At 73.3% G+C, this 20,009-nt stretch carries 22 protein-coding genes and 1 riboswitch; of the genes, 7 read left to right on the top strand and 15 right to left on the bottom strand.

Annotated features, from left to right (window positions below):
* Window positions 1–21: 21 nt before the first annotated feature.
* Genes rpsQ through rpsJ form a run of 11 tightly spaced genes read right to left on the bottom strand, consistent with a single transcriptional unit; the run spans window position 22 to window position 5,697 of the window.
* Entirely contained in the window at window positions 22–360 is a 339-nt protein-coding gene (gene rpsQ / locus FHX74_RS20645; protein WP_182558652.1) for a 30S ribosomal protein S17, read from the bottom strand.
* 2 nt (window positions 361–362) lie between these two features.
* The gene (rpmC, locus tag FHX74_RS03505) at window positions 363–617 is read right to left on the bottom strand and encodes a 50S ribosomal protein L29 (protein ID WP_182558651.1); all 255 of its coding nucleotides are present in this window, start codon (window positions 615–617) and stop codon (window positions 363–365) included.
* Complete coding sequence (gene rplP, locus FHX74_RS03500) at window positions 617–1,036, bottom strand: 50S ribosomal protein L16 (RefSeq protein ID WP_182558650.1); 420 nt, start codon at window positions 1,034–1,036, stop codon at window positions 617–619. Before rplP ends, rpmC begins: the two co-directional genes overlap by 1 nt.
* Window position 1,037: 1 nt before the next feature.
* Window positions 1,038–1,871, bottom strand: a complete 834-nt coding sequence (gene rpsC / locus FHX74_RS03495; protein ID WP_182558649.1) for a 30S ribosomal protein S3 — start codon at window positions 1,869–1,871, stop codon at window positions 1,038–1,040.
* A 3-nt stretch (window positions 1,872–1,874) separates the two neighbouring features.
* A complete protein-coding gene (gene rplV / locus FHX74_RS03490) occupies window positions 1,875–2,276 on the bottom strand; it encodes a 50S ribosomal protein L22 (RefSeq protein WP_182558648.1) in 402 nt (133 codons plus the stop codon).
* 19 nt (window positions 2,277–2,295) lie between these two features.
* The gene (rpsS, locus tag FHX74_RS03485; RefSeq protein ID WP_182558647.1) at window positions 2,296–2,577 is read right to left on the bottom strand and encodes a 30S ribosomal protein S19; all 282 of its coding nucleotides are present in this window, start codon (window positions 2,575–2,577) and stop codon (window positions 2,296–2,298) included.
* A gap of 17 nt (window positions 2,578–2,594) precedes the next feature.
* Window positions 2,595–3,431: a 50S ribosomal protein L2 gene (gene rplB / locus FHX74_RS03480; RefSeq protein ID WP_182558646.1), complete on the bottom strand. Its 837-nt coding sequence runs from the start codon at window positions 3,429–3,431 to the stop codon at window positions 2,595–2,597.
* A 37-nt stretch (window positions 3,432–3,468) separates the two neighbouring features.
* Window positions 3,469–3,768, bottom strand: coding sequence for a 50S ribosomal protein L23 (gene rplW / locus FHX74_RS03475; protein ID WP_328823594.1), 300 nt, complete (start codon window positions 3,766–3,768; stop codon window positions 3,469–3,471).
* Window positions 3,765–4,685 carry a 50S ribosomal protein L4, sunset domain variant gene (rplD, locus tag FHX74_RS03470; protein WP_182558645.1) on the bottom strand — a complete coding sequence of 307 codons (921 nt, stop codon included), beginning with the start codon at window positions 4,683–4,685 and terminating at the stop codon, window positions 3,765–3,767. The genes rplW and rplD overlap by 4 nt, the downstream gene beginning before the upstream one ends.
* On the bottom strand, window positions 4,685–5,380 hold the full coding sequence (gene rplC, locus FHX74_RS03465; protein WP_182558644.1) for a 50S ribosomal protein L3: 696 nt from the start codon (window positions 5,378–5,380) through the stop codon (window positions 4,685–4,687). The genes rplD and rplC overlap by 1 nt, the downstream gene beginning before the upstream one ends.
* Before the next feature lie 8 nt (window positions 5,381–5,388).
* Complete coding sequence (gene rpsJ / locus FHX74_RS03460; protein WP_182558643.1) at window positions 5,389–5,697, bottom strand: 30S ribosomal protein S10; 309 nt, start codon at window positions 5,695–5,697, stop codon at window positions 5,389–5,391.
* A 378-nt stretch (window positions 5,698–6,075) separates the two neighbouring features.
* On the opposite strand from rpsJ, the gene FHX74_RS03455 reads away from it, so the two are divergent.
* Window positions 6,076–7,818, top strand: coding sequence for a GH39 family glycosyl hydrolase (locus FHX74_RS03455; RefSeq protein ID WP_182558642.1), 1,743 nt, complete (start codon window positions 6,076–6,078; stop codon window positions 7,816–7,818).
* Between the two features lie 28 nt (window positions 7,819–7,846).
* Here the strand turns inward: FHX74_RS03455 and FHX74_RS03450 are convergent, their stop codons facing one another.
* Complete coding sequence (locus FHX74_RS03450; protein WP_182558641.1) at window positions 7,847–8,458, bottom strand: response regulator; 612 nt, start codon at window positions 8,456–8,458, stop codon at window positions 7,847–7,849.
* A 4-nt stretch (window positions 8,459–8,462) separates the two neighbouring features.
* Window positions 8,463–9,761, bottom strand: coding sequence for a sensor histidine kinase (locus FHX74_RS20920; RefSeq protein ID WP_220483404.1), 1,299 nt, complete (start codon window positions 9,759–9,761; stop codon window positions 8,463–8,465).
* Between the two features lie 201 nt (window positions 9,762–9,962).
* Here FHX74_RS20920 and FHX74_RS20915 point away from each other — a divergent pair, with 201 nt between their 5' ends.
* The gene (locus FHX74_RS20915; protein ID WP_182558640.1) at window positions 9,963–11,357 is read left to right on the top strand and encodes a gamma-glutamyltransferase; all 1,395 of its coding nucleotides are present in this window, start codon (window positions 9,963–9,965) and stop codon (window positions 11,355–11,357) included.
* A gap of 37 nt (window positions 11,358–11,394) precedes the next feature.
* On the opposite strand, the gene rocD is transcribed toward FHX74_RS20915, so the two are convergent.
* Both rocD and ddaH read right to left on the bottom strand, forming a co-directional pair.
* Entirely contained in the window at window positions 11,395–12,678 is a 1,284-nt protein-coding gene (rocD, locus tag FHX74_RS03435) for an ornithine--oxo-acid transaminase (protein WP_182558639.1), read from the bottom strand.
* Window positions 12,675–13,604, bottom strand: a complete 930-nt coding sequence (gene ddaH / locus FHX74_RS03430; protein ID WP_328823593.1) for a dimethylargininase — start codon at window positions 13,602–13,604, stop codon at window positions 12,675–12,677. Before ddaH ends, rocD begins: the two co-directional genes overlap by 4 nt.
* Window positions 13,605–13,667: 63 nt before the next feature.
* Here ddaH and FHX74_RS03425 point away from each other — a divergent pair, with 63 nt between their 5' ends.
* The 5 genes from FHX74_RS03425 to treY all read left to right on the top strand — a co-directional run bounded on the left by FHX74_RS03425 (window position 13,668) and on the right by treY (window position 19,993).
* The gene (locus FHX74_RS03425) at window positions 13,668–14,096 is read left to right on the top strand and encodes an Lrp/AsnC family transcriptional regulator (RefSeq protein ID WP_182558638.1); all 429 of its coding nucleotides are present in this window, start codon (window positions 13,668–13,670) and stop codon (window positions 14,094–14,096) included.
* Between the two features lie 81 nt (window positions 14,097–14,177).
* A riboswitch (cobalamin riboswitch) is annotated at window positions 14,178–14,351 on the top strand.
* A gap of 102 nt (window positions 14,352–14,453) precedes the next feature.
* A complete protein-coding gene (locus FHX74_RS03420) occupies window positions 14,454–15,683 on the top strand; it encodes an ABC transporter substrate-binding protein (protein ID WP_182558637.1) in 1,230 nt (409 codons plus the stop codon).
* Between the two features lie 9 nt (window positions 15,684–15,692).
* Window positions 15,693–16,820, top strand: a complete 1,128-nt coding sequence (locus tag FHX74_RS03415) for a FecCD family ABC transporter permease (protein ID WP_220483403.1) — start codon at window positions 15,693–15,695, stop codon at window positions 16,818–16,820.
* Between the two features lie 106 nt (window positions 16,821–16,926).
* Window positions 16,927–17,652 (top strand): ABC transporter ATP-binding protein, encoded by a 726-nt coding sequence (locus FHX74_RS03410; protein ID WP_220483402.1) that lies wholly within the window; start codon window positions 16,927–16,929, stop codon window positions 17,650–17,652.
* 67 nt (window positions 17,653–17,719) lie between these two features.
* On the top strand, window positions 17,720–19,993 hold the full coding sequence (gene treY / locus FHX74_RS03405; protein WP_182558636.1) for a malto-oligosyltrehalose synthase: 2,274 nt from the start codon (window positions 17,720–17,722) through the stop codon (window positions 19,991–19,993).
* Window positions 19,994–20,009 lie beyond the last annotated feature (16 nt).

Below are 20,009 nucleotides of genomic sequence, written 5' to 3'. Positions count from 1 at the left end.
CACCGTGATCGGGACGAGCGGTTACTTGGCCTTCTCGACGATGGTGACCAGGCGCCAGCGCTTGGTGGCGCTGAGCGGACGGGTCTCCATCACCACGACGCGGTCACCCACGCCGGCGGCGTTCTCCTCGTCGTGCACCTTGAGCTTCGAGGTCTGGCGGAGCACCTTGCCGTACAGCTTGTGCTTCACCCGGTCCTCGACGGCGACCACGACGGTCTTGTCCATCTTGTCGCTGACCACCAGGCCCTCGCGGACCTTGCGGCGACCGCGGTCGGCCGACGTGGCGGCGACCTCGGCGGCCACCCGGTCCTTGTCGACCGGGGCGTCCGCGGCGGTCTCGTTCTGCGTCTGCTCGCTCATCCTCATGCCTTCTCGTCGGTGCCGGCGGCGGCCAGCTCGGCGTCAGGGTCGTCGACGATGCCCAGGGTGCGCTCCTGGATCACCGTGTAGATCCGGGCGATGTCCTTGCGGACGGCCCGGAGCCGGCCGTGGTTCTCCAGCTGGCCGGTGGCGGCCTGGAAGCGGAGCGTGAACAGCTCCTCCTTCAGCTCGGTCACCTTGGCGTTCAGCTCGGTGCGGGACAGGCCCCGCAGCTCAGCGGCGCTCGTGGTCGGCATCAGTTCTCACCTGCTTCGCGGGTCAGCACCCGGCACTTCATCGGCAGCTTGTGGATGGCCAGCCGGAGGGCCTCCTTGGCCACGTCGTCGGCCACGCCGGACAGCTCGAACATCACCCGGCCGGGCTTGACGTTGGCGATCCACCACTCCGGCGAGCCCTTGCCCGAACCCATCCGGGTCTCGGCGGGCTTCTTGGTCAGCGGACGGTCGGGGTAGACGTTGATCCACACCTTGCCGCCACGCTTGATGTGCCGGGTCATGGCGATACGAGCGGACTCGATCTGCCGGTTGGTGACGTAGTGGGCCTCGAGGGCCTGGATCCCATACTCACCGAACGCCAGGCTGGTGCCGCCCTTGCTCATCCCCCGACGGGTCGGGTGGTGCTGCTTGCGGAACTTCACTCTGCGCGGAACCAACATGTCAGGCACCCACTCCACTGGTCTCGTTCACCTCGGCCGGCGCTGCCGCCTCGGACGGGGCGGACGGCGTCTCGGCACCCTCCTGGCGGCGACGGCCACCACGCTCCGGGCGGTCGCCGCGGGTCGGGCGGTCACCGCGACCGCGACCCGGACGGGCACGCCCGCCGGCCGCGTTGCGGGCGGCCTTCTGCGCGGCCCGCTCGGCCCGGCTGCCGGACACGTCGCCCTTGTAGATCCAGACCTTGACGCCGATCCGGCCGAAGCTGGTCCGGGCCTCGAAGAACCCGTAGTCGACGTCGGCGCGCAGCGTGTGCAGCGGCACCTGGCCCTCGCGGTAGAACTCCGAGCGGCTCATCTCGGCGCCGCCGAGACGACCGGAGCACTGGATCCGGATGCCCTTGGCGCCGGACCGCATCGCGGTCTGCTGCGCCTTGCGCATCGCCCGGCGGAACTGGACCCGGGAGGCCAGCTGCTCGGCGACGCCCTGGGCCACCAACTGCGCGTCGGTCTCCGGGCTCTTCACCTCGAGGATGTTGAGCTGGACCTGCTTGCCGGTGAGCTTCTCGAGCTCTCCGCGGACGCGCTCCGCCTCGGCGCCGTTGCGGCCGATGACGATGCCCGGGCGGGCGGTGTAGATGTCGACCCGGACCCGGTCACGGGTCCGCTCGATCTCCACGCTGGAGATGCCGGCCCGCTCGAGGCTCTTGGTCAGCAGCCGGCGGATCTTGACGTCCTCGCCGACGTAGGAGCCGTAGAGCTTGTCGGCGTACCAGCGGCTCTTGTGGTCCGTGCTGGTGCCCAGCCGGAAGCCGTACGGATGAATCTTCTGACCCATGGCTCAGTTCTCCTGATCGCGGGGCTCGACGACGACGGTGATGTGGCTCGAGCGCTTGAGGATGCGGCTCGCGCTCCCCTTGGCCCGGGCCCGGATCCGCCGCATGGTCATGCCCTCGTCGACGAACGCCTGCGAGACGTAGAGGTCGTCGCGCTTGAGGTTGTCGGTGTTCTCGGCGTTGGCCACCGCGCTCGCCAGCACCTTGTAGACCGGCTCGGAGGCGGCCTGCGGCGCGAACTGCAGCGTGGTCAGCGCGTCGGCGACGTCCATCCCGCGCACCAGGTCGACGACCCGGCGCACCTTGGTCGGGCTCATCCGCACCGCGCGGGCGATCGCGTACGACCCGGGACGGTCCCCGAGCAGCGCGGAGCGCCGGCTCGGCCGTGCCTTGTCGGTGTTGCTCATCAGATCTCCCTCTTCTGCCTCAGCGCCGGCGCGACTTGCGGTCGTCCTTGACGTGACCCCGGAAGGTCCGCGTCGGGGCGAACTCGCCGAGCTTGTGACCGACCATCGAGTCGGTGATGAAGACCGGCACGTGCTTGCGGCCGTCGTGCACCGCGATGGTGTGACCGATCATGTCGGGCACGATCATCGAGCGGCGCGACCAGGTCTTGATCACGTTCTTGGTGCCCTTGTCGTTCTGCACCTCGACCTTCTTGGCCAGGTGGTCGTCGACGAAGGGACCCTTCTTCAGACTGCGTGGCATCTCCAGTTACTTCCTGCTCAGCGCTTCTTGCCGGTCCGGCGACGACGGACGATCATCCGCGAGCTCGGCTTGTTGGGGTTGCGGGTGCGGCCCTCGGGCTTGCCCCACGGGCTGACCGGGTGACGACCACCGGAGGTCTTGCCCTCACCGCCACCGTGCGGGTGGTCGATCGGGTTCATCGCGACACCGCGGACGCTGGGCCGCTTGCCCTTCCAGCGGTTGCGGCCGGCCTTGCCCCAGTTGATGTTGGCCTGCTCGGCGTTGCCGACTTCGCCGACGGTGGCCCGGCAGCGGACGTCGACCATCCGCATCTCGCCCGACGGCATCCGGAGGGTGGCGTTCTTGCCCTCGCGGGCCACCAGCTGGATGCTCGCGCCGGCGGACCGGCCGAGCTTGGCGCCGCCGCCCGGGCGCAGCTCCACCGCGTGCACGGTGGTGCCGACCGGGATGTTGCGCAGCGGCAGGTTGTTGCCGGTCTTGATGTCGGCGCCCTCGCCGGCCTCGACGACCGCGCCCTGGCGCAGGCCGAGCGGCGCGATGATGTAGCGCTTCTCGCCGTCGGCGAAGTGCAGCAGCGCGATCCGCGCGGTGCGGTTCGGGTCGTACTCGATGTGCGCGACCTTCGCCGGCACGCCGTCCTTGTCGTAGCGCTTGAAGTCGATGAGCCGGTAGGCCTGCTTGTGACCGCCACCGATGTGCCGGGTGGTGATCCGGCCGGTGTTGTTGCGGCCGCCGGTCTTCGGGCTCGGGACGAGCAGCGACTTCTCCGGGGTCGAGCGGGTCAGCTCGACGAAGTCGGCCACGCTCCCGCCGCGACGTCCGGCCGACGTCGGCTTGTACTTACGGATAGCCATGTCAGGTCAGTCCTCTGTCAGATCTCTCGGCGTCGACTCAGGAGAAGATGTCGATGCTCTGGCCGTCGGCCACGGTCACGATCGCGCGCTTGGTGTCGGGGCGCTTGCCGAACCCGTAGCGGGTGCGGCGCTTCTTGCCCGTGCGGTTGATCGTGTTCACACCGGTGACCTTGACCTTGAACACGGTCTCCACCGCGATCTTGATCTCGGTCTTGTTGGCCTGCGGCGCGACGAGGAACGTGTACTTGTTCTCGTCGAGCAGGCTGTAGCTCTTCTCGCTCACCACGGGGGCGAGCAGCACGTCGCGGTGGTCGTGGATCTTCAGCGCGTTGCTCACTTGTCGTCCTCGCCCTTCTCGTCGTCGTGCGCGTGCTCGGCGTTGGTGAAGCCGGCGGCCTCGGCAGCCTCGGCGGTGTCGAACCACACCTCGGCCTTGGTCGAGCCGTACCAGGGCGAGCTCGGGGCGTGGAACTTCATCGAGTCCTCGTTGCCCTTGATCTCGAACCCGGCCGGCGGCTCGTCACCGCGGTAGCCGCCGTCGGCGCCCAGCGTCGGCATCGCCTTCGGCTTGGCGCCGCTCCCGGTCGACCCGGTCGCCGCCCCGCTCGCGCCACGGCCGGAGACGAAGGCCTCCAGCGCCGCGCTGGTGAAGACGACCTCGTCGGCGCAGAGCACGTCGTAGGCGTTCAGCTGGTCGGCGATCAGCACGTGCACCGTCGGGGCGTTGCGCAGGCTGAGCCAGGCCACGTCCTCGTCGCGGGCCAGCACCACCAGCAGCTTGGTCGCGGTGGTGACCGCGCCCAGGGCGGCGAGCGCCGCCTTGGTCGACGGGGTCTCCCCGGCGACGAGCTCGCTGACCACCCGCACCCGGCCGTCGCGGGCCCGGTCGCTGAGCGCCCCGCGGAGCGCGGCGGCGATCATCTTCTTGGGTGTCCGCTGGGCGTAGCCGTGCGGCTGCGGGCCGCCGACGATGCCACCACCGGTGTAGTGCGGCGCGCGGATCGAGCCCTGCCGGGCGCGACCGGTGCCCTTCTGCCGGTACGGCTTAGTGCCACCGCCGCGGACGTCGCCGCGGGTCTTGGTGGAGTGCGTCCCCTGCCGGGCGGCCGCGAGCTGCGCGGTCACGACCTGGTGGATCAGCGGGATGTTCGCGGTCACGTCGAAGAGCTCGGCGGGCAGCTCGGCGCTGCCGGACTTGGCGCCCTGGGCGTCGAGCACGTCGACCGTCCGGGTCTCGTTGGAGGTGGTGGTCATCAGGCGTCCTCTCCGGGAACCGGCTTCTTCGAAGCGCTGCGGAGCACGACCAGGCCACCCTTGGCCCCGGGGATCGCGCCCTTGATCAGGATCAGGTTGCGCTCGGTGTCGACCGAGTGCACGGCGAGGTTCTGCACCGTCTTGCGCTCGACGCCCATCCGGCCGGCCATCCGCAGGCCCTTGAACACGCGACCCGGGGTGGCGCAGCCACCGATCGAGCCCGGCGAGCGGTGCTTGCGGTGGACACCGTGGCTGGCGCGCAGACCGCCGAACCCGTGCCGCTTCATGACACCCGCGGTGCCCTTGCCCTTGCTGACCCCGGTGACGTCGAGGATCTCGGCCGCCTCGAAGATGTCGGCGGTGACCTCCTGGCCGGCGGTGTACTCACCGGCGTCGGTGGTGCGGATCTCGACCAGGTGCTTGCGCGGGGTGACGTCGGCCTTGGCGAAGTGCCCGCGGGCCGGCTCGGTGACCTTCTTGGCCTTGATGGCGCCGAACCCGAGCTGGACCGCGGAGTACCCGTCGGTCGCCGGGGTGCGGACCTGGGTGACCACGCACGGCCCGGCCTGGACGACGGTCACCGGGACCACCCGGTTGTTCTCGTCCCAGAGCTGGGTCATCCCGAGCTTGGTCCCGAGCAGGCCCTTGATCTTGCGGTCGGCTGCGGTGTTGGCCCTGTTCTTGATGCTGCTCATCCGATCCCTCAGAGCTTGATCTCGATGTCGACACCGGCCGGCAGGTCGAGACGCATCAGCGAGTCGACCGTCTTCGGCGTGGGGTCGATGATGTCGATCAGCCGCTTGTGCGTACGCATCTCGAAGTGCTCGCGGCTGTCCTTGTACTTGTGCGGCGAACGGATCACGCAGAACACGTTCTTCTCGGTCGGCAGCGGCACCGGGCCGGCGACTCGCGCACCCGTCCGGGTCACCGTGTCGACGATCTTGCGCGCCGAGCTGTCGATGACCTCGTGGTCGTAGGCCTTGAGCCTGATGCGGATCTTCTGTCCCGCCACTCGTCCGTCCTTCTCTTCCGTCCGAACACCGTCTGTCGTGCTGTCCTGCCTGCGTCCGACCCCCGAGGTCGGGCGTGTCGCTCGACTCCAGACCGCACAGGCTGGCAGCGGGCTTCGGGCCCGCCTTCGGTCCTGCTGGTGGATGCCCGGGTGCGGGATCTGACTCCCGCCCCTGGACTGTGGGTCTCGCGGTCCGGTGGCCCGCATCCCGTCCGTCGTCCCGACCGTTCCCACGGCCGTTCGACGCCTCGGAGACATGGCACACCCCGGCGACCCCGTCGGAGCAACCCGTCAATATTGTCAGACGTGCCCCCGGAAGCCAAATCCGGGTGCCGACCCGATCTTCCCGCGCCCCGACCGTGAGGACGTGCCCGGCGGATGACCACGCTCGACTCCGATCACGCCACGACGACAGCCGGACCGGCAACGCCCGCGACCGGTCCGGCGTTCCCGCCGGCCGCCCCGAGCGACCCCACCGCGCCGCACGTCACCGCCGCCCGGGTCGAGGTCCGGGCCGACCGGCCGACCGGACCGCTCGACCGAGTCTGGGAGTCGATCGGCTACGACGAGATCAACTGGACCTACACCCCGACCGGGCGCCGGTTGCTGCGGACGTTCGGCGACCTGGCCGACGACGGCTTCCTGGTGCGGCCGCACTACGTGTTCTGCTCGGGCAGCGGCTTCGGCATCCCGCACTGGGGCTCGGGCAACGTCTACCACGAGGACGCCGACGGGCGTCCGCGTCACGACTTCGGCATCGTCGACCAGGCCTACGACGCGATCGTCGGGGCCGGCCACCACGTGCTGGTCGAGCTCGGCTTCACCCCGCGCGACCTGGTGCCCGACCGGGCCGCGGAGCTGACGGTGGCCCCGAGCCCGACCGTCTACACCAGCTACGAGGCGGGCGCCTGGGCCTATCCCCCGCGCGACCTCGACCGCTGGGCCGGACTGGTCCGCGCCCTGGCCGCGCACTGCCGTGACCGCTACGGCGAGCAGGAGGTCTCGGCCTGGCTGTGGGAGTTGTGGAACGAGCCCGACATCTTCTACTGGCGCGGCAGCGTCGAGGAGTTCTGCGCGCTCTACTCGGTGACCGCGGCGGCGGTCCGGGCCGAGCTGCCCGAGGCCCGGGTCGGCGGGCCCGCGGTGACCAGCGGCGGGGCCGACTTCCTGCGCCGCTTCCTCGCCCACACCTCCCGCACCGGCGACCCGCTCGACTTCGTCAGCTACCACAGCAAGGGCTGCGCGTTCCCCAGCCGGCTCTACCGGCCGGCCGACGACCCGCCACCGGAACGGCTCAGCCCGTCCTCGACCAAGATGCTGCACGACCTGCGGACGCTGGACCGGGTGATCGCCGAGTTCCCCCGCTACGCCGACCTGCCTGCGGTGGTCGACGAGTGCGACGCGGCCGTGCCGGCCCACTTCGGCCGCTACGACAACCCGAACTACGGCTTCCAGAACACCGAGTACTACCCCGTGTTCCAGGTGAAACTGATGAAGAAGGTGCTCGACCTCAACGCCACCGAGCGGGTCCGGATCGACCGGGCCACCTCGTGGAGCTTCTACTTCGAGGGCGAGCGCTTCTTCGAGGGCACCCGGTCGTTCCTCACCGCCGGCCGGATCGAGAAGCCGCTGCTCAACGCCTACCGGATGCTCGCCCGGCTGCGCGGACCGCGGCTCGAAGCGGGCTCGGACGCCGCCTGGTCGCTGACCGAGCTCGACCGGGACGCCGCCGACGGGTCGAGCATGCGCGAGGAGGTCGACGTGCTGGCGGCCGGCGACCCCGCCGCCCTCGGCGTGCTGGTCTGGCGGCACACCGACGACCAGTGGCGGACCACCGACGACGCGGCCGCGGTCGAGGTCGTGGTGAGCGGGCTGACCGACGGCCGGTACCGGCTGCGGCACGAGCGGATCGACGCCGGGCACAGCAACGCGCACACGGTCTGGCGCGCCCTGGGCAGCCCGCAGGACCCGACCGAGGAACAGCTCGAGGCCGTCCGTGCGCGGCAGGGGCTCGAGACCTGCGAGCCCGACCGGACGGTGGAGGTCGCCGGCGGCCGCCTCGTGCTCCCGGTCGCGCTGCCGCTGCCGGCGGTCTCGCTGCTCAGCCTGACCCGGGTCTGACCCGACCGTGCGCGGCCCGGGCCCACGCTCAGCCCAGCCAGCCGTTCTCGGTGGCCAGCCGGACCGCCTCGGCCCGCGAGGTCGCCCCGAGCTTGCCCATCGCCGCGGACAGGTGGTTGCGCACCGTCCCCTCGGAGAGAAAGACGGTGGCGGCGATCGCGGCGGTCGAGCCGCCCGAGGCGGCGACCCGGAGCACCTCGGTCTCCCGCTCGGTCAGCGGTGAGGGTCCGATGCTCAGGCTGGCCGCGGCCAGCGTCGGGTCGACCACCCGCAGCCCCTGGTGCACCCGGCGGATGCCCTCGACGAGCTGGTCGGCAGGGGCGTCCTTGACCATGTAGCCGACCGCACCCGACTCCATCGCCCGGCGCAGGTAGCCCGGCCGCCCGAAGGTGGTCAGGATGATCACCCGGGCCGGCGGGTGGATCCGCAGGATCTCCGTGGTGGCGGCGATCCCGTCGGCCCCGGCGCCGAGCTGGACGTCCATCAGCACCACGTCGGGACGGGTCTCCGCGGCCAGCCGGACCGCGGTCTCGGCGTCGGCGGCCTGGCCGGCCACCTCGAGGTCGGGCTCCAGCCCGAGCAGCGCGGCGAAGGCCTGCCGGATCATCGCCTGGTCGTCGACCAGCAGCACCGAGATCACCGGGTCACCGCTCGCCGCGGGCCGGCTCGGCGGCGCGGTCGGCCGGCTCGGGCATTGGTACGGCGACCGCGCTCGGTGCGCCGCCGGGTTCGGGGACCGGCTGGAGCGGGACGACGGCCCGGACGGCCAAGCCGTGGCCGCCGTCGCGCGGCAGCCCCGCTTCGAGCACCAGCTCGCCCCCGCCGGCTTCCAGCCGCTGGCCGAGGCCGCGGAGCCCGGACCCGTCGCTGCGACCGCGCATCCGGACCCGACCCAGCCCGATCCCGTCGTCGGCCAGGCAGACGGTCCCCGGCCCGGCGGTGATCACGCACCGGGTGGCGCCGCTGTGCCGGACGACGTTGGTCACCGCCTCGCGGACGGCGTAGCCGAGCAGCTCGCTCACCGACTCGGGCAGCGGGTCGAGGGCCGACGGCGCCTCGGCGGTGATCCCGGCGGCGAGCAGCACCGACCGGGCACTGGCGATCTCGGTGGCCAGCCGCACCTGCCGCATCGCCGAGGCGGTGGAGCGGACGTCGGCCAGCGCCTGCCGCGCGATCGCCTCGACGTCGGCGATCTGGGCCCGGGCGCCGGCGTCGTCGATCCCGACCAGCCGGCCGGCCAGCCCGGCCTTGATCGACACCGCGGTGAGCGAGTGCCCGAGGATGTCGTGCAGGTCGCGGGCGATCCGTTCGCGTTCGGAGACCACCGCCAGCTCGGTGGCGCGCAGCTCGACCTGGCGGAGCTTGGCGGCCACCCGGCCCTGCTCCATCCCGGTGCCGACCGCCCAGCCGATCCCGACCGCGATCAGGGCGATGAACACCGGCGTCCACTGCGCCGTGATCAGACCGAGCAGCGCGAGCCAGACCCCCCAGACCACGACCAGACCGCGGGCGACCCGCCACGGCACCAGGCTGGCGATCATGATCGCGAAGTAGACGCCGAACCCGCTGAAGTAGAAGCCGATCAGGAACGCGGTGCTGGCCATCACCGCGGCGAAGGCGCCCAGGTAGGCGCACCGGGCCCGCAGCGAGAGGTCGGCGACGAGCGAGGTGCCGGCGTACAGCACCACCAGCGCCGCCATCTGCGCGACGGCCACGGCGATCCGGCCCGGGGTGTGCACCAGCTGGGCGAACGTGATCGCCGGGAAGACCATGAAGACCAGCCCGAAGACGAACATGGCCAGCCGGTTCTGCACCGCCCGGCGCAGCGTCCAGGCCGGAGCCGGCCCGCCCTCGTCGTCGCAGCGGTTGGCCAGCGGAGCGGCGTGCGGGTCCTCGAACTCGCCGAACGGTTCGAGCCTCAGCAGCGACCACCGTCGACGCACCGCGGGCCCCCCGTCGGCCGGGTCGCGCCCCGGCCGCGGCTCACGATAGTCGAGGGGCGCGGACACGAGCCGAGTCTGGCGGCACCGGGCTCCGGTTCGCCCTGACAGCTGTCACGAGGTGGGCGCGCCCTCCCCCGCAACGACCGGGACGCGGGCCGAGCGGCACCGTGGGCGCCCGCGGCCAGGTCCTAGGGTGTCCCGGTGAGGATCCGAGCGGGGGTGGCGGCCGGCCACCCGGCCACCGCGGCCGCCGGCGCCGAGATCCTCCGGGCCGGCGGGTCGGCGGCGGACGCGGCGGTGGCCGCGATGCTGGTCGGCTGCGCGGCCGAGTCGATCTTCAACGGGCTGAGCGGCGGCGGGTTCGCCACCTACTACGACGCCGCCGACGGCACGGTGACCTGCGTCGACTTCTTCGTCGCGGTGCCCGGGCTGGGCGGCCGGACGCCCGGGCCCGGGACGCCGATCGAGGTGCGGTTCGTCGGCCAGGACATGCCCTACGACGTCGGGCCGCCGACCGTCGCGGTGCCCGGGAACACCGCCGGCGCCCACCACGTCTGGAGCCGGTGGGGCCGGCTGGACTGGCCGCAGGTGGTCGAACCCGGCCGGCGGGCGTCGTTCGGCACGCCGTTCCCGGCCGCCCACGCGAAGCTGCTGCCCGCGGTCGCGCAGGCGATGTGCGTCGGCGAGGGGGCCCGGATGTTCTGCGACGAGGCGGGCCACCCGCTGCCCGCCGGGGCCCCGCTGTTCCACCCCGACCTGCACCGGGCCTACGAGCTGCTGGCCCGCGACCCGGAGGCGCTCTACCGGGGCGAACTGGCCGACGCGCTGGTCGACGCGGTGGCCGACGGCGGCGCGCTCGACCACACCGACCTCGAGGCCTACCGGGTGGTGGAGCACCCCGGCCGCAGCGTCGACCTGTACGCCGGCACCGTGCACGCCCGCGGCGACGACCTCGACGACGTCCTCGGCACCCTGGCCCGGGCCGCGGCCGCGGTCGGGGCCGACCCGCTGCTCGACGCCGACGCTGCGCGCGGGCTGGTCGCCGCTCTCCGGGGGCCCGAGCGGCGCGCGGAGACCACCAACCTGGTCGCCGTCGACGCCGACGGCAACGCCTGTGCGATGACCACCAGCCTGGGTCTCGGCTCGGCCGTCTGGGTGCCCGGGTACGGCGTGCACCTGAACTCGATGATGGGCGAGGGCGAGCTGATCCGCTCCGCGCTGCCGCCCGGGGCGCGGATGGGCTCGATGATGTCGCCGCTCGTCGTGCTCGACGCCGCGGGCGCACCGGTGCTGGCGGCCGGGGCGGCCGGTGGCAGCCGGATCCGCCCGGCACTGGTGCAGACCGTGCTCCGGATGCTCGCCGGCGCCGACCCGCAGTCCGCGATCGACGCGCCCCGGCTCAACGCGATGGAGGGCCGGGTGCGGCTCGAGCCGGGCTTCGCCGCCGACGTGCTGCACGGGCTGGCCGCCGACGGCGAGGAGGTGCTGGTCGCCGACGGCCGGGACCCCTACTTCGGCGGCGTGTCGGCGATCAGCCGGCTCGGCGGCGGGGCCGACCCGCGTCGGAGCGGCGCCGTCGTGATGCTCGACGACTGACCCACGCCCGAAGTCCGACGCCCGGTGGGTTCCGGCCTCAGCGACGGAGGTCGGCGAGCACCCGCTCGAGCTGGTCGAGCCCGTGGTCGAGCTGACTCTCGGTGATCACGATCGGCGGGGCGAACCGCAGCGTCGACCCGTGGGTGTCCTTGGCCAGCACGCCGTAGTCGGCCAGCCGGTGGCAGACCTCACGTCCGGTGCCCAGGGCGGGGTCGATGTCGATCCCGGCCCAGAGGCCGCGGCTGCGGACGCCGACCAGACCCTCGCCGAGCAGGGCGTCGAGCCGCGCGCGCATCCGGGCGCCGAGCTCGGCGGCCCGACGCTGGTAGTCGCCGGTGGCCAGCAGCCCGACCACCGCGCGGCCGACCGCGCTGGCCAGCGCGTTCCCCCCGAAGGTGCTGCCGTGCGTGCCCGGCCGCAGCACGCCGAGCACGTCGGCGTCACCCACCACGGCCGAGACCGGGACGATCCCGCCGCCGAGCGCCTTGCCGAGCAGGTAGAGGTCGGCGACCACGCCCTCGTGCTCGCAGGCCAGCGTCCGACCGGTGCGGCCGAGCCCGGACTGGATCTCGTCGGCGATCAGCAGCACGTCGTGCGCGGTGCACAGCGCCCGCACGCCGGGCAGCCAGCCGGCGGGCGGGATCAGCACCCCGGCCTCGCCCTGGATCGGTTCGAGCAGCACCGCGACCGTCCGCGGGGTGATCGCCGCGGCCAGCGCCTCGAGGTCGCCGTAGGGCACGGTGCGGAAGCCGGGCGCGAACGGGCCGAACCCGTCGCGGGCGTCCGGGTCGTCGGAGAACCCGACGACGGTGGTGGTGCGGCCGTGGAAGTTGCCGGCCATCACGACGATCTCGGCCTGTCCGTCGGGGACGCCCTTGACCTCGTAGCCCCACTTGCGGGCCACCTTGATCCCGGACTCCACCGCCTCGGCCCCGGTGTTCATCGGCAGCACCGTCTGCTTGCCGACCAGCGCGGCCAGCCCGGCCGCGAACGGGGCCAGCTGGTCGTGGTGGAACGCGCGACTGGTCAGCGTGACCCGGTCGAGCTGGGCCCGGGCCGCCTCGACCAGCACCGGGTGGTGGTGGCCGAAGTTGGTCGCCGAGTAGCCGGCCAGGAAGTCGAGGTGCTCACGGCCGTCGAGATCGGTGACCACGGCACCCTCGGCGTGCGCGATCACCACGTCGAGCGGGTGGTAGTTGTGCGCGACGTGGGCGTCGTTCTGCGCGAGCAGGGCCCGGGTCGCCGCGCCCGGGACCGTCCCGCGGCCGGTGTCGCTCCCGGTGTCGGCTCCGGTGTCACGGGTGGTGTCGGTGACGGTCATCCTCTGCTCCTCTCGGCGGCGCGCGGGCCGCGGATCTCCTGGGTGCAGCACTTGACGCTGCCGCCCGCCTTGACCAGCTCGCTCAGGTCGACCGGCACGGGGGTGAAGCCGCGCGCCGCGAGCTCGGTCAGGAACCCCTCGGCACCGGCCGGGACGAAGACGTTCCGGCCGTCGCTGACGCTGTTCAGCCCGAAGGCCAGCGCGTCGGTCTCGCCCACGAGCACGGCGTCCGGGTAGAGCCGGGCCAGCAGGTCGCGGCTGCGCGGGGCGAACGCGGGCGGGTGGTAGGCGATCAGCCCGGTCTCGTCGTCGAGCACGGTCAGCGCGACGTCGAGGTGGTAGAAGCGCGGGTCGACCAGCTCGAGCGCGACCACCTCGGCCCCGGTGGCCCGGGCCAGCTCCTCGTGCGCAGCCCGCTCGGTCCGGAACCCCCAGCCGGCCAGCACCCGGGTGTGTCCGGACGCCCCCTCGCCGGCTCCCGGACGACCGGGGACGTGGTGGACGGCGAAGTCGCCCTCGGCCTCGTTGACCGCGTGGGCCGGCTGCGGCGCGGCCAGCCCCAGCCGGTCGCCGTGCCGGCGGTACCAGGCCGCGTGCCACCCGGCCTCGGCGGTGCGCTGCGGGTTGGCGAACCGGGCCTCGAGCACCGCACCGTCGACCACGGTGGCGCCGTTGGCCGCGAAGACCATGTCGGGCAGCCCGGGCTGCGGGTCGAGCAGGTCGACCCGGTGCCCGCACCGGGCGTACTCCTCGACCAGCATCGTCCACTGCCCGAGCGCGCGCTGCGGGCTCACCGGGGTGCTCGGGTCCATCCAGGGGTTGATCGCGTAGGACACGTCGAAGTAGCGCGGCGGGCACATCAGGAAGTGCCGGGTCCGCACGCGGCGGGACGGGGCGGCGACGGCCGCCTCGACAACACTGGTCACCGGGCAAGCCTAGGATCAGGGTGGAGCAAGGAACAGGATGGAAACGACGAAGCGGAGGCCAGTGTGTTGCGCATCGACGACATCGACCGCAAGATCATTGCGTCGCTGGTCGAGGACGGTCGACGCAGCCTGGCCGCGCTCGGTGACACCGTCGGCCTGTCGGTGGCGGCGACCAAGCGCCGGGTGGACCGGCTGGTCCGCGACGGGGTGATCCGCGGGTTCACCGCCGACGTCGACCACGCCGCGCTCGGCTGGAGCATCGAGGCCTTCGTCGAGGTCTACTGCGAGGGCCGGATCCCGCCGGAGAAGATGCGGACCATGGTGGCGCCGATCCCCGAGGTGGTCGACGCCTTCACGGTCACCGGCGACGCCGACGGGGTGCTGCTGGTCCGCTGCTCCGACGCCGGCCACCTCGAGCAGGTGCTCGGCCGGATCCGCAACCACCCCGGCGTCACCCGGACGCGGAGCGCGATCATCCTGTCCCACCTCTGAACGGCGACCGCGCTGAGTCACCGCGCTGAGCGACCGTGCCGGGGCAGGGCCCGGCGGGCTAGGCTGACGCCGCCGACGGGGAGGGAATCCGGTGCGAGACCGGAGCTGCCCCGCAGCGGTGAGCGGGAACGACCGGCGTCAGACGCACTGGACCCGGACCGGAGACGGTCCGCCCGGGAAGCGACGCCCACTAGGCCCGGACCCACCGGCCCGCACGTCCGGGCCGGCGTCCGTCGCCCGCGAGTCCGAAAACCTGCCGTCGGTGCGCGGGTCGCCGACCCGTGCGTCCGGGGGCACGGAGGGTGTCCCCCGGGCAGATCCCCGGACGGCGGGCCGTGCCCGCGAGGAGCTCTCCAGATGACCCGCACCACCCGCCGGGGGCTCGTGCTGCTCGGCGCGCTCGCCCTGACCGCGACCACCGCGCTAGCCGGCTGCGGCACCGACACCACCACCGGCGCCGCCCCCGCCACGCCCGTCTCGACCCCGGCCGGCACCGGCGCCGACGGCTGCATCCGCGACTTCGACCCGAACACCGACTACTACCCGGTCAAGCAGACGATCGAGCACGCCGACAACTTCACCCTGAGCTACCACAAGAGCTACCAGGTGCTCACCGTCGAGCAGCCGACCGTCGGCGGCGGCCCGGTCAGCTACGTGCTCGTCAAGTGCGGTGCCCCGAAGCCCGCGCTGACCGGCGCGCTGGCCCAGGCGCCGGAGGTCACCACCCCGGTGAAGAGCCTGTTCTCGGCCTCGACCACCCAGCTGCCCGCGCTCGTCGAGCTCGGCCAGCTCGGGGTGCTGACCGGGGTGGCGTCCAAGGCCTACATCAGCGAGCCCGAGGTGATCGCCCGGACGAAGGGGGCGGGGGTGACCGAGTTCGCCGCCAGCGGCACCACCGACGCCGAGAAGGTGGTCGCGGCCAAGCCCGACGTGCTGGTCACCGGCGGGACCGACGACCCGTCCTACGCGACGATCGAGAAGGCCGGTGTCCCGGTGCTCGCCGACGCGGACTTCCTCGAGTCCGACCCGCTGGGACGCGCCGAGTGGATCAAGTACTTCGCCGCACTGACCGGGACCGAACAGCGCGCCACCACCGTGTTCGACCAGATCGCCGACGCCTACGACGCGGTGGTGGCCAAGGCGCGCGACGCGAAGAAGGTCGACGTGCTGACCAGCCAGCCCTACCAGGGCACCTGGTCGATGCCGGCCGGCGGCAGCTTCGCCGGCAAGCTGCTGACCGACGCCGGCGCCAACTGGCCGTGGCAGTCGAACGAGTCCGCCGGGAGCGTCAGCGCCACCACCGAGACGGTGCTCGACCGCTCGGGCCGGGCCCGGGTCTGGATCAACACCGCGAACTGGACCAGCAAGGCCGAGGCGCTCAAGGAGGAGCCGCGGTTCGCCGACTTCACCGCGTTCAGCTCCGGCGAGGTCTGGTCGCCGAGCCTGCAGGTCAACGCCGCGGGCGGCAATAACTACTTCGAGCTCGGCGTCCAGCGGCCCGACCTGGTCGAGGCCGACCTGATCGCGATCCTGCACCCGGACCTGATGCCCGACCACCGGTTCACCTTCTACCGCAAGCTCTCCTGAGCCTCGGTCGTGGTCGTCACCGGCAGCGCGGAGCGCGGCGGCTCCCGGCCCGCGGCGGGGCGCGCTGCGGCGCTCCCCCGGCACCGGATCGGGCTCCGTCCGGCGGTCACGCTCCCGGTGCTGGCCGTGGTCGCGGTGCTCTGCGTCGCGGTGGCGATGGCCGTCGGCTCGGTGACGATCCCGCTGCCCGCGGTGCTGCGCTACCTGGTCGGCGCCCCGGTCGGTGACCCGGGCTGGACGGTGCTGCTCGACCAGATCCGGATGCCCCGGGTGGCCACCGCGGCGCTCGCCGGGGCCGGCCTGGCCGCGGCCGGGCTGCTGATGCAGACGCTGTTCGCCAACCCGCTGGCCGATCCCTACGTGCTCGGCGTCAGCTCCGGGGCCACCCTCGGCGTCGCGGTGGTCACCCTGGGCGGCGGCACCGCGGCCGGGGCCGCGGCCGGCACCTTCGTCGACCTCGGCGGCTCGGGCCGGATCGGGGTGGTCGTCGCCGCCGCGGTGGGCTCGGGCGCCGTGCTCGCCCTGGTGCTGCTGCTCGGGCGGTGGGTGCGTTCGGTGGTCACCCTGCTGATCGTCGGCGTGATGCTGTCCTCGGCCATCGGCGCGGTGACCTCGCTGCTGATCGCCTTCGCCGACCCGACCCGGCTGCAGCGGTTCGTGCTCTGGGGACTCGGCTCCTACAGCGGGGTGACCAAGGACGACCTGCCGGTGCTGGCGCCGCTGGTGCTGCTCGGGCTGCTGCTGGCCGCGGCGCTGACCCGGCCCCTCAACGCGCTGCTGCTCGGCGAGTCCTACGCCGCCTCGATGGGCGTCCGGGTCCGGGTGGTGCGCACGGTCGCGGTGCTGGCCACCGCGGTGACCGCCGGCGTCGTCACCGCCTACTGCGGGCCGATCGGCTTCCTCGGTATCGCCGTCCCGCACCTGGCCCGGCTGGTGCTCGGCAGCTCCGACCACCGGCTGCTGCTGCCGGCCACGGTGGCCACCGGGGTGATCGTCTCCAGCCTGTGCGCGGTGGTCGCCCAGCTCCCCGGCGCCGACGGTGTGCTCCCGGTCAACGTGGTCACCGCGCTGATCGGTGCGCCGGTGGTGGTCGCCGTGCTGCTCCGCTCCCGACGGCTCGCCGCGGGGGCGGTGTGACGGGCGGGGCGGTGTGAGGGGCGAGGCGGGGCTGCGGCTGGAGCGGCTGAGCGTCGGCTACCCGGTCGGGCACCGCCGACTTGGGCGGCCGCGGCCGCATCGGACCGTGGTCGCCGACGTCGAGGCCGGCGTCCCTCCCGGTCTGGTCACCGCGGTGATCGGGCCGAACGGCGCGGGCAAGTCGACGCTGCTGCGCACCGTGCTCGCCCTCCAGCCCGCCCTGGGCGGCCGGGCGCGGCTCGACGGGGACGACCTGGCGGCGATGTCCCCCCGCGACCGGGCCCGGCGGACCGCGGTGCTGCTCACCGAGCGCGTCGACGTCGGGCTGCTGACCGGGCGCGAGGTGGTCGAGCTCGGCCGGCACCCGCACCACGGCCTGCTCGACGGCCGGCTCGACGCCGCCGAGCGCGGGCTGGTCGAGTCGACCCTCGACCGGCTCGACGCCCGGGAGATCGCCGGCGAACGGCTCGCCGAGCTGTCCGACGGGCAGCGGCAGCGGATCCTGCTGGCCCGCGCCCTGGTGCAGGACCCGCGGCTGCTCGTCCTCGACGAGCCCAGCGCCTTCCTCGACGTCGGTGCCCGGGTCGACCTGCTGGCGCTGCTGGCCGAGGTGGCCGCCGAGCGCGGCCTCGCGGTGCTGATGTCGACCCACGAGGTGGAGCTGGCGCTCCGCACCGACGCCCGGGTGCTGCTGCTCGACGGCGGCCGCGCCACCAGCGGGACGCCGGCCGAGCTGATCGCCTCCGGAGCGATCGCGCGGGCGTTCGGCACCGCGGGGACGCGGTTCGACCGGGCGACCCGGACGTTCGTCCGCCGGGCCGCCCCGGGCTGAGCCGGCCGGGGTGTCCGCCCCGCTCCCCGCCGCGGGCGGGAGCGTCGGTCACCCCTAGGCTCAGAAGGTGTCGACCACCTCGAACGCACCCACCGCCACCTACCGGCTGCAGATCACGCCGGACTTCACCCTCGACCAGGCCGCCGCGCTCACCGGCTACCTGGCCGACCTCGGCGTCGGGGCGGTCTACCTGTCACCGGTGCTGACCTCGACCACCGGCTCCGACCACGGCTACGACGCCACCGACCCGCGCACGGTGGACCCGCAGCGCGGCGGTGAGGCCGGCCTGGCCGCCCTGCTCCGGGCCGCGCGCGCCGACGGGCTGGCCGTGGTCACCGACATCGTCCCCAACCACCTCGGCATCTCCAAGCCGGTCGAGAACCCGGCCTGGTGGGACGTCCTCACCCACGGCCGCGACTCGGCCTACGCCGACTGGTTCGACATCGACTGGAGCCGACCGCGGATCCTGGTCCCGGTGCTGGGTTCGGCCGACGACGTCTCGGCGCTCGAGGTCACCGACGGCGAGCTGCGCTACTACGAGCACCGGTTCCCGCTCGCCCCGGGCAGCGACCAGCCGGGCCGCACCCTGCAGCAGGTCCACGACGCCCAGCACTACGAGCTGGTCGACTACCACCGGGGCAACAGCGAGCTGAACTACCGGCGGTTCTTCGCCGTCGAGACGCTGGCCGGGCTCCGGGTCGAGGACGAGGCGGTGTTCCGCGGCACCCACGAGCGGATCGCCCGCTGGGTGGCCGAGGGCGTCACCGGGCTCCGGGTCGACCACCCCGACGGTCTGGTCGACCCCGGGGAGTACCTGGAACGGCTGGCCGCCCTGGCCCCCGGCGCCTGGATCACCGTCGAGAAGATCCTCGAGCCCGGCGAGCAGCTGCTGACCAGCTGGCCGGTGGCCGGCACCACCGGCTACGACGCCATGCGCGAGTACACCGGGGTGTTCGTCGACACCGAGGCCGAGGCGCTGCTCACCAACCTCTACCGGATGACCACCGGCGACACCAAGGAGCTCGACGACCACATCTGGGACGGCAAGGTGATGGTGGTCCGCGAGCTGCTCCGGGCCGAGATCTCCCGGCTGGCCGCCCTCGCCCCCGACGTCCCCGACGCCGACCAGGTGATCGCGATCGCCGCGGTCGCCTTCGAGGTCTACCGCTCCTACCTGCCCGAGGGCCGCGAGCACCTCGACCACGCGCTCGAGGTGGTGCTCGAGCGCCGCCCGCAGCTGGCCGACAGCGTCCGGGCGCTCTACCCGCGGCTGACCGACCCGGCCGACGAGCTGGCCCGCCGGTTCCAGCAGCTCACCGGGGCGACGATGGCCAAGGGCGTCGAGGACACCGCCTTCTACCGCTACAACCGGTTCGTCGCGCTCAACGAGGTCGGGGGCGACCCGAGCCTGTTCGGCGTCCGGCCCGAGGACTTCCACACCGCGCAGCAGACCCGGCAGGAGGTCTGGCCGCAGACCATGACCTCGCTGTCCACCCACGACACCAAGCGCGGCGAGGACGTCCGGATGCGGCTGGCCGTGCTCAGCGAGCAGCCCGAGGCCTGGGCCGAGTTCGTCGCCGCGATGATCGCCGACGTCCCGCTGCCCGAGCCGACCTTCGCCTACCTGCTCTGGCAGACCGTGGCCGGGGTCGGGCTGATCGAGGCCGGGCGGATGCACGCCTACGCGGAGAAGGCGATGCGCGAGGCCGCCCTGGCCACCACCTGGCTGGAGAACGACGAGGAGTTCGAGTCCGCGGTGCACGCCGCGATCGACCGGGTCTGGTCCGAGCCGGAGCTGCGGGAGCGGGTGGAGACCTTCCACCGCGGCCTCGACCGGGCCGCGCGGACCAACAGCCTCGGGCAGAAGCTGGTGCAGCTGACCGCTCCGGGTGTCCCCGACGTCTACCAGGGCACCGAGCTCTGGGAGGACAGCCTGGTCGACCCGGACAACCGCCGGCCGGTGGACTTCGCCGCCCGCCGGGCCCTGCTCGGCTCCGCCGGCCAGGCGCCCGCGATCGACGCCGACGGGGCGGCCAAGCTGCACCTCACCCGGACCGCGCTGCGGCTGCGTCGCGACCGGCCCGAGCTGTTCGCCGGCTACCGGCCGGTGACCGCGACAGGCCCCTCGGCCGCCCACCTGCTCGGCTTCGACCGGGGTGGCGCGCTCACCCTGGTCACCCGGCTCTCGCACCGGCTGGCCGAGCGCGGCGGCTGGCGCGAGACCGTGGTCGCGCTGCCCGAGGGGCGCTGGACCGACGCGCTGACCGGCACCGTGCACACCGGCGAGGTGCAGGCCGCGGCGCTGTTCGGGACCTACCCGGTGGCGCTGCTCACCCGCTGACGGCGTCGCGGCTCCG

This window comes from Microlunatus kandeliicorticis, from assembly GCF_014137855.1.
Classification (GTDB): domain Bacteria; phylum Actinomycetota; class Actinomycetes; order Propionibacteriales; family Propionibacteriaceae; genus Microlunatus; species Microlunatus kandeliicorticis.
The sequence above is the reverse complement of the archived record's forward strand: the minus strand, read 5'-3'. Positions and strand labels throughout refer to the sequence as shown.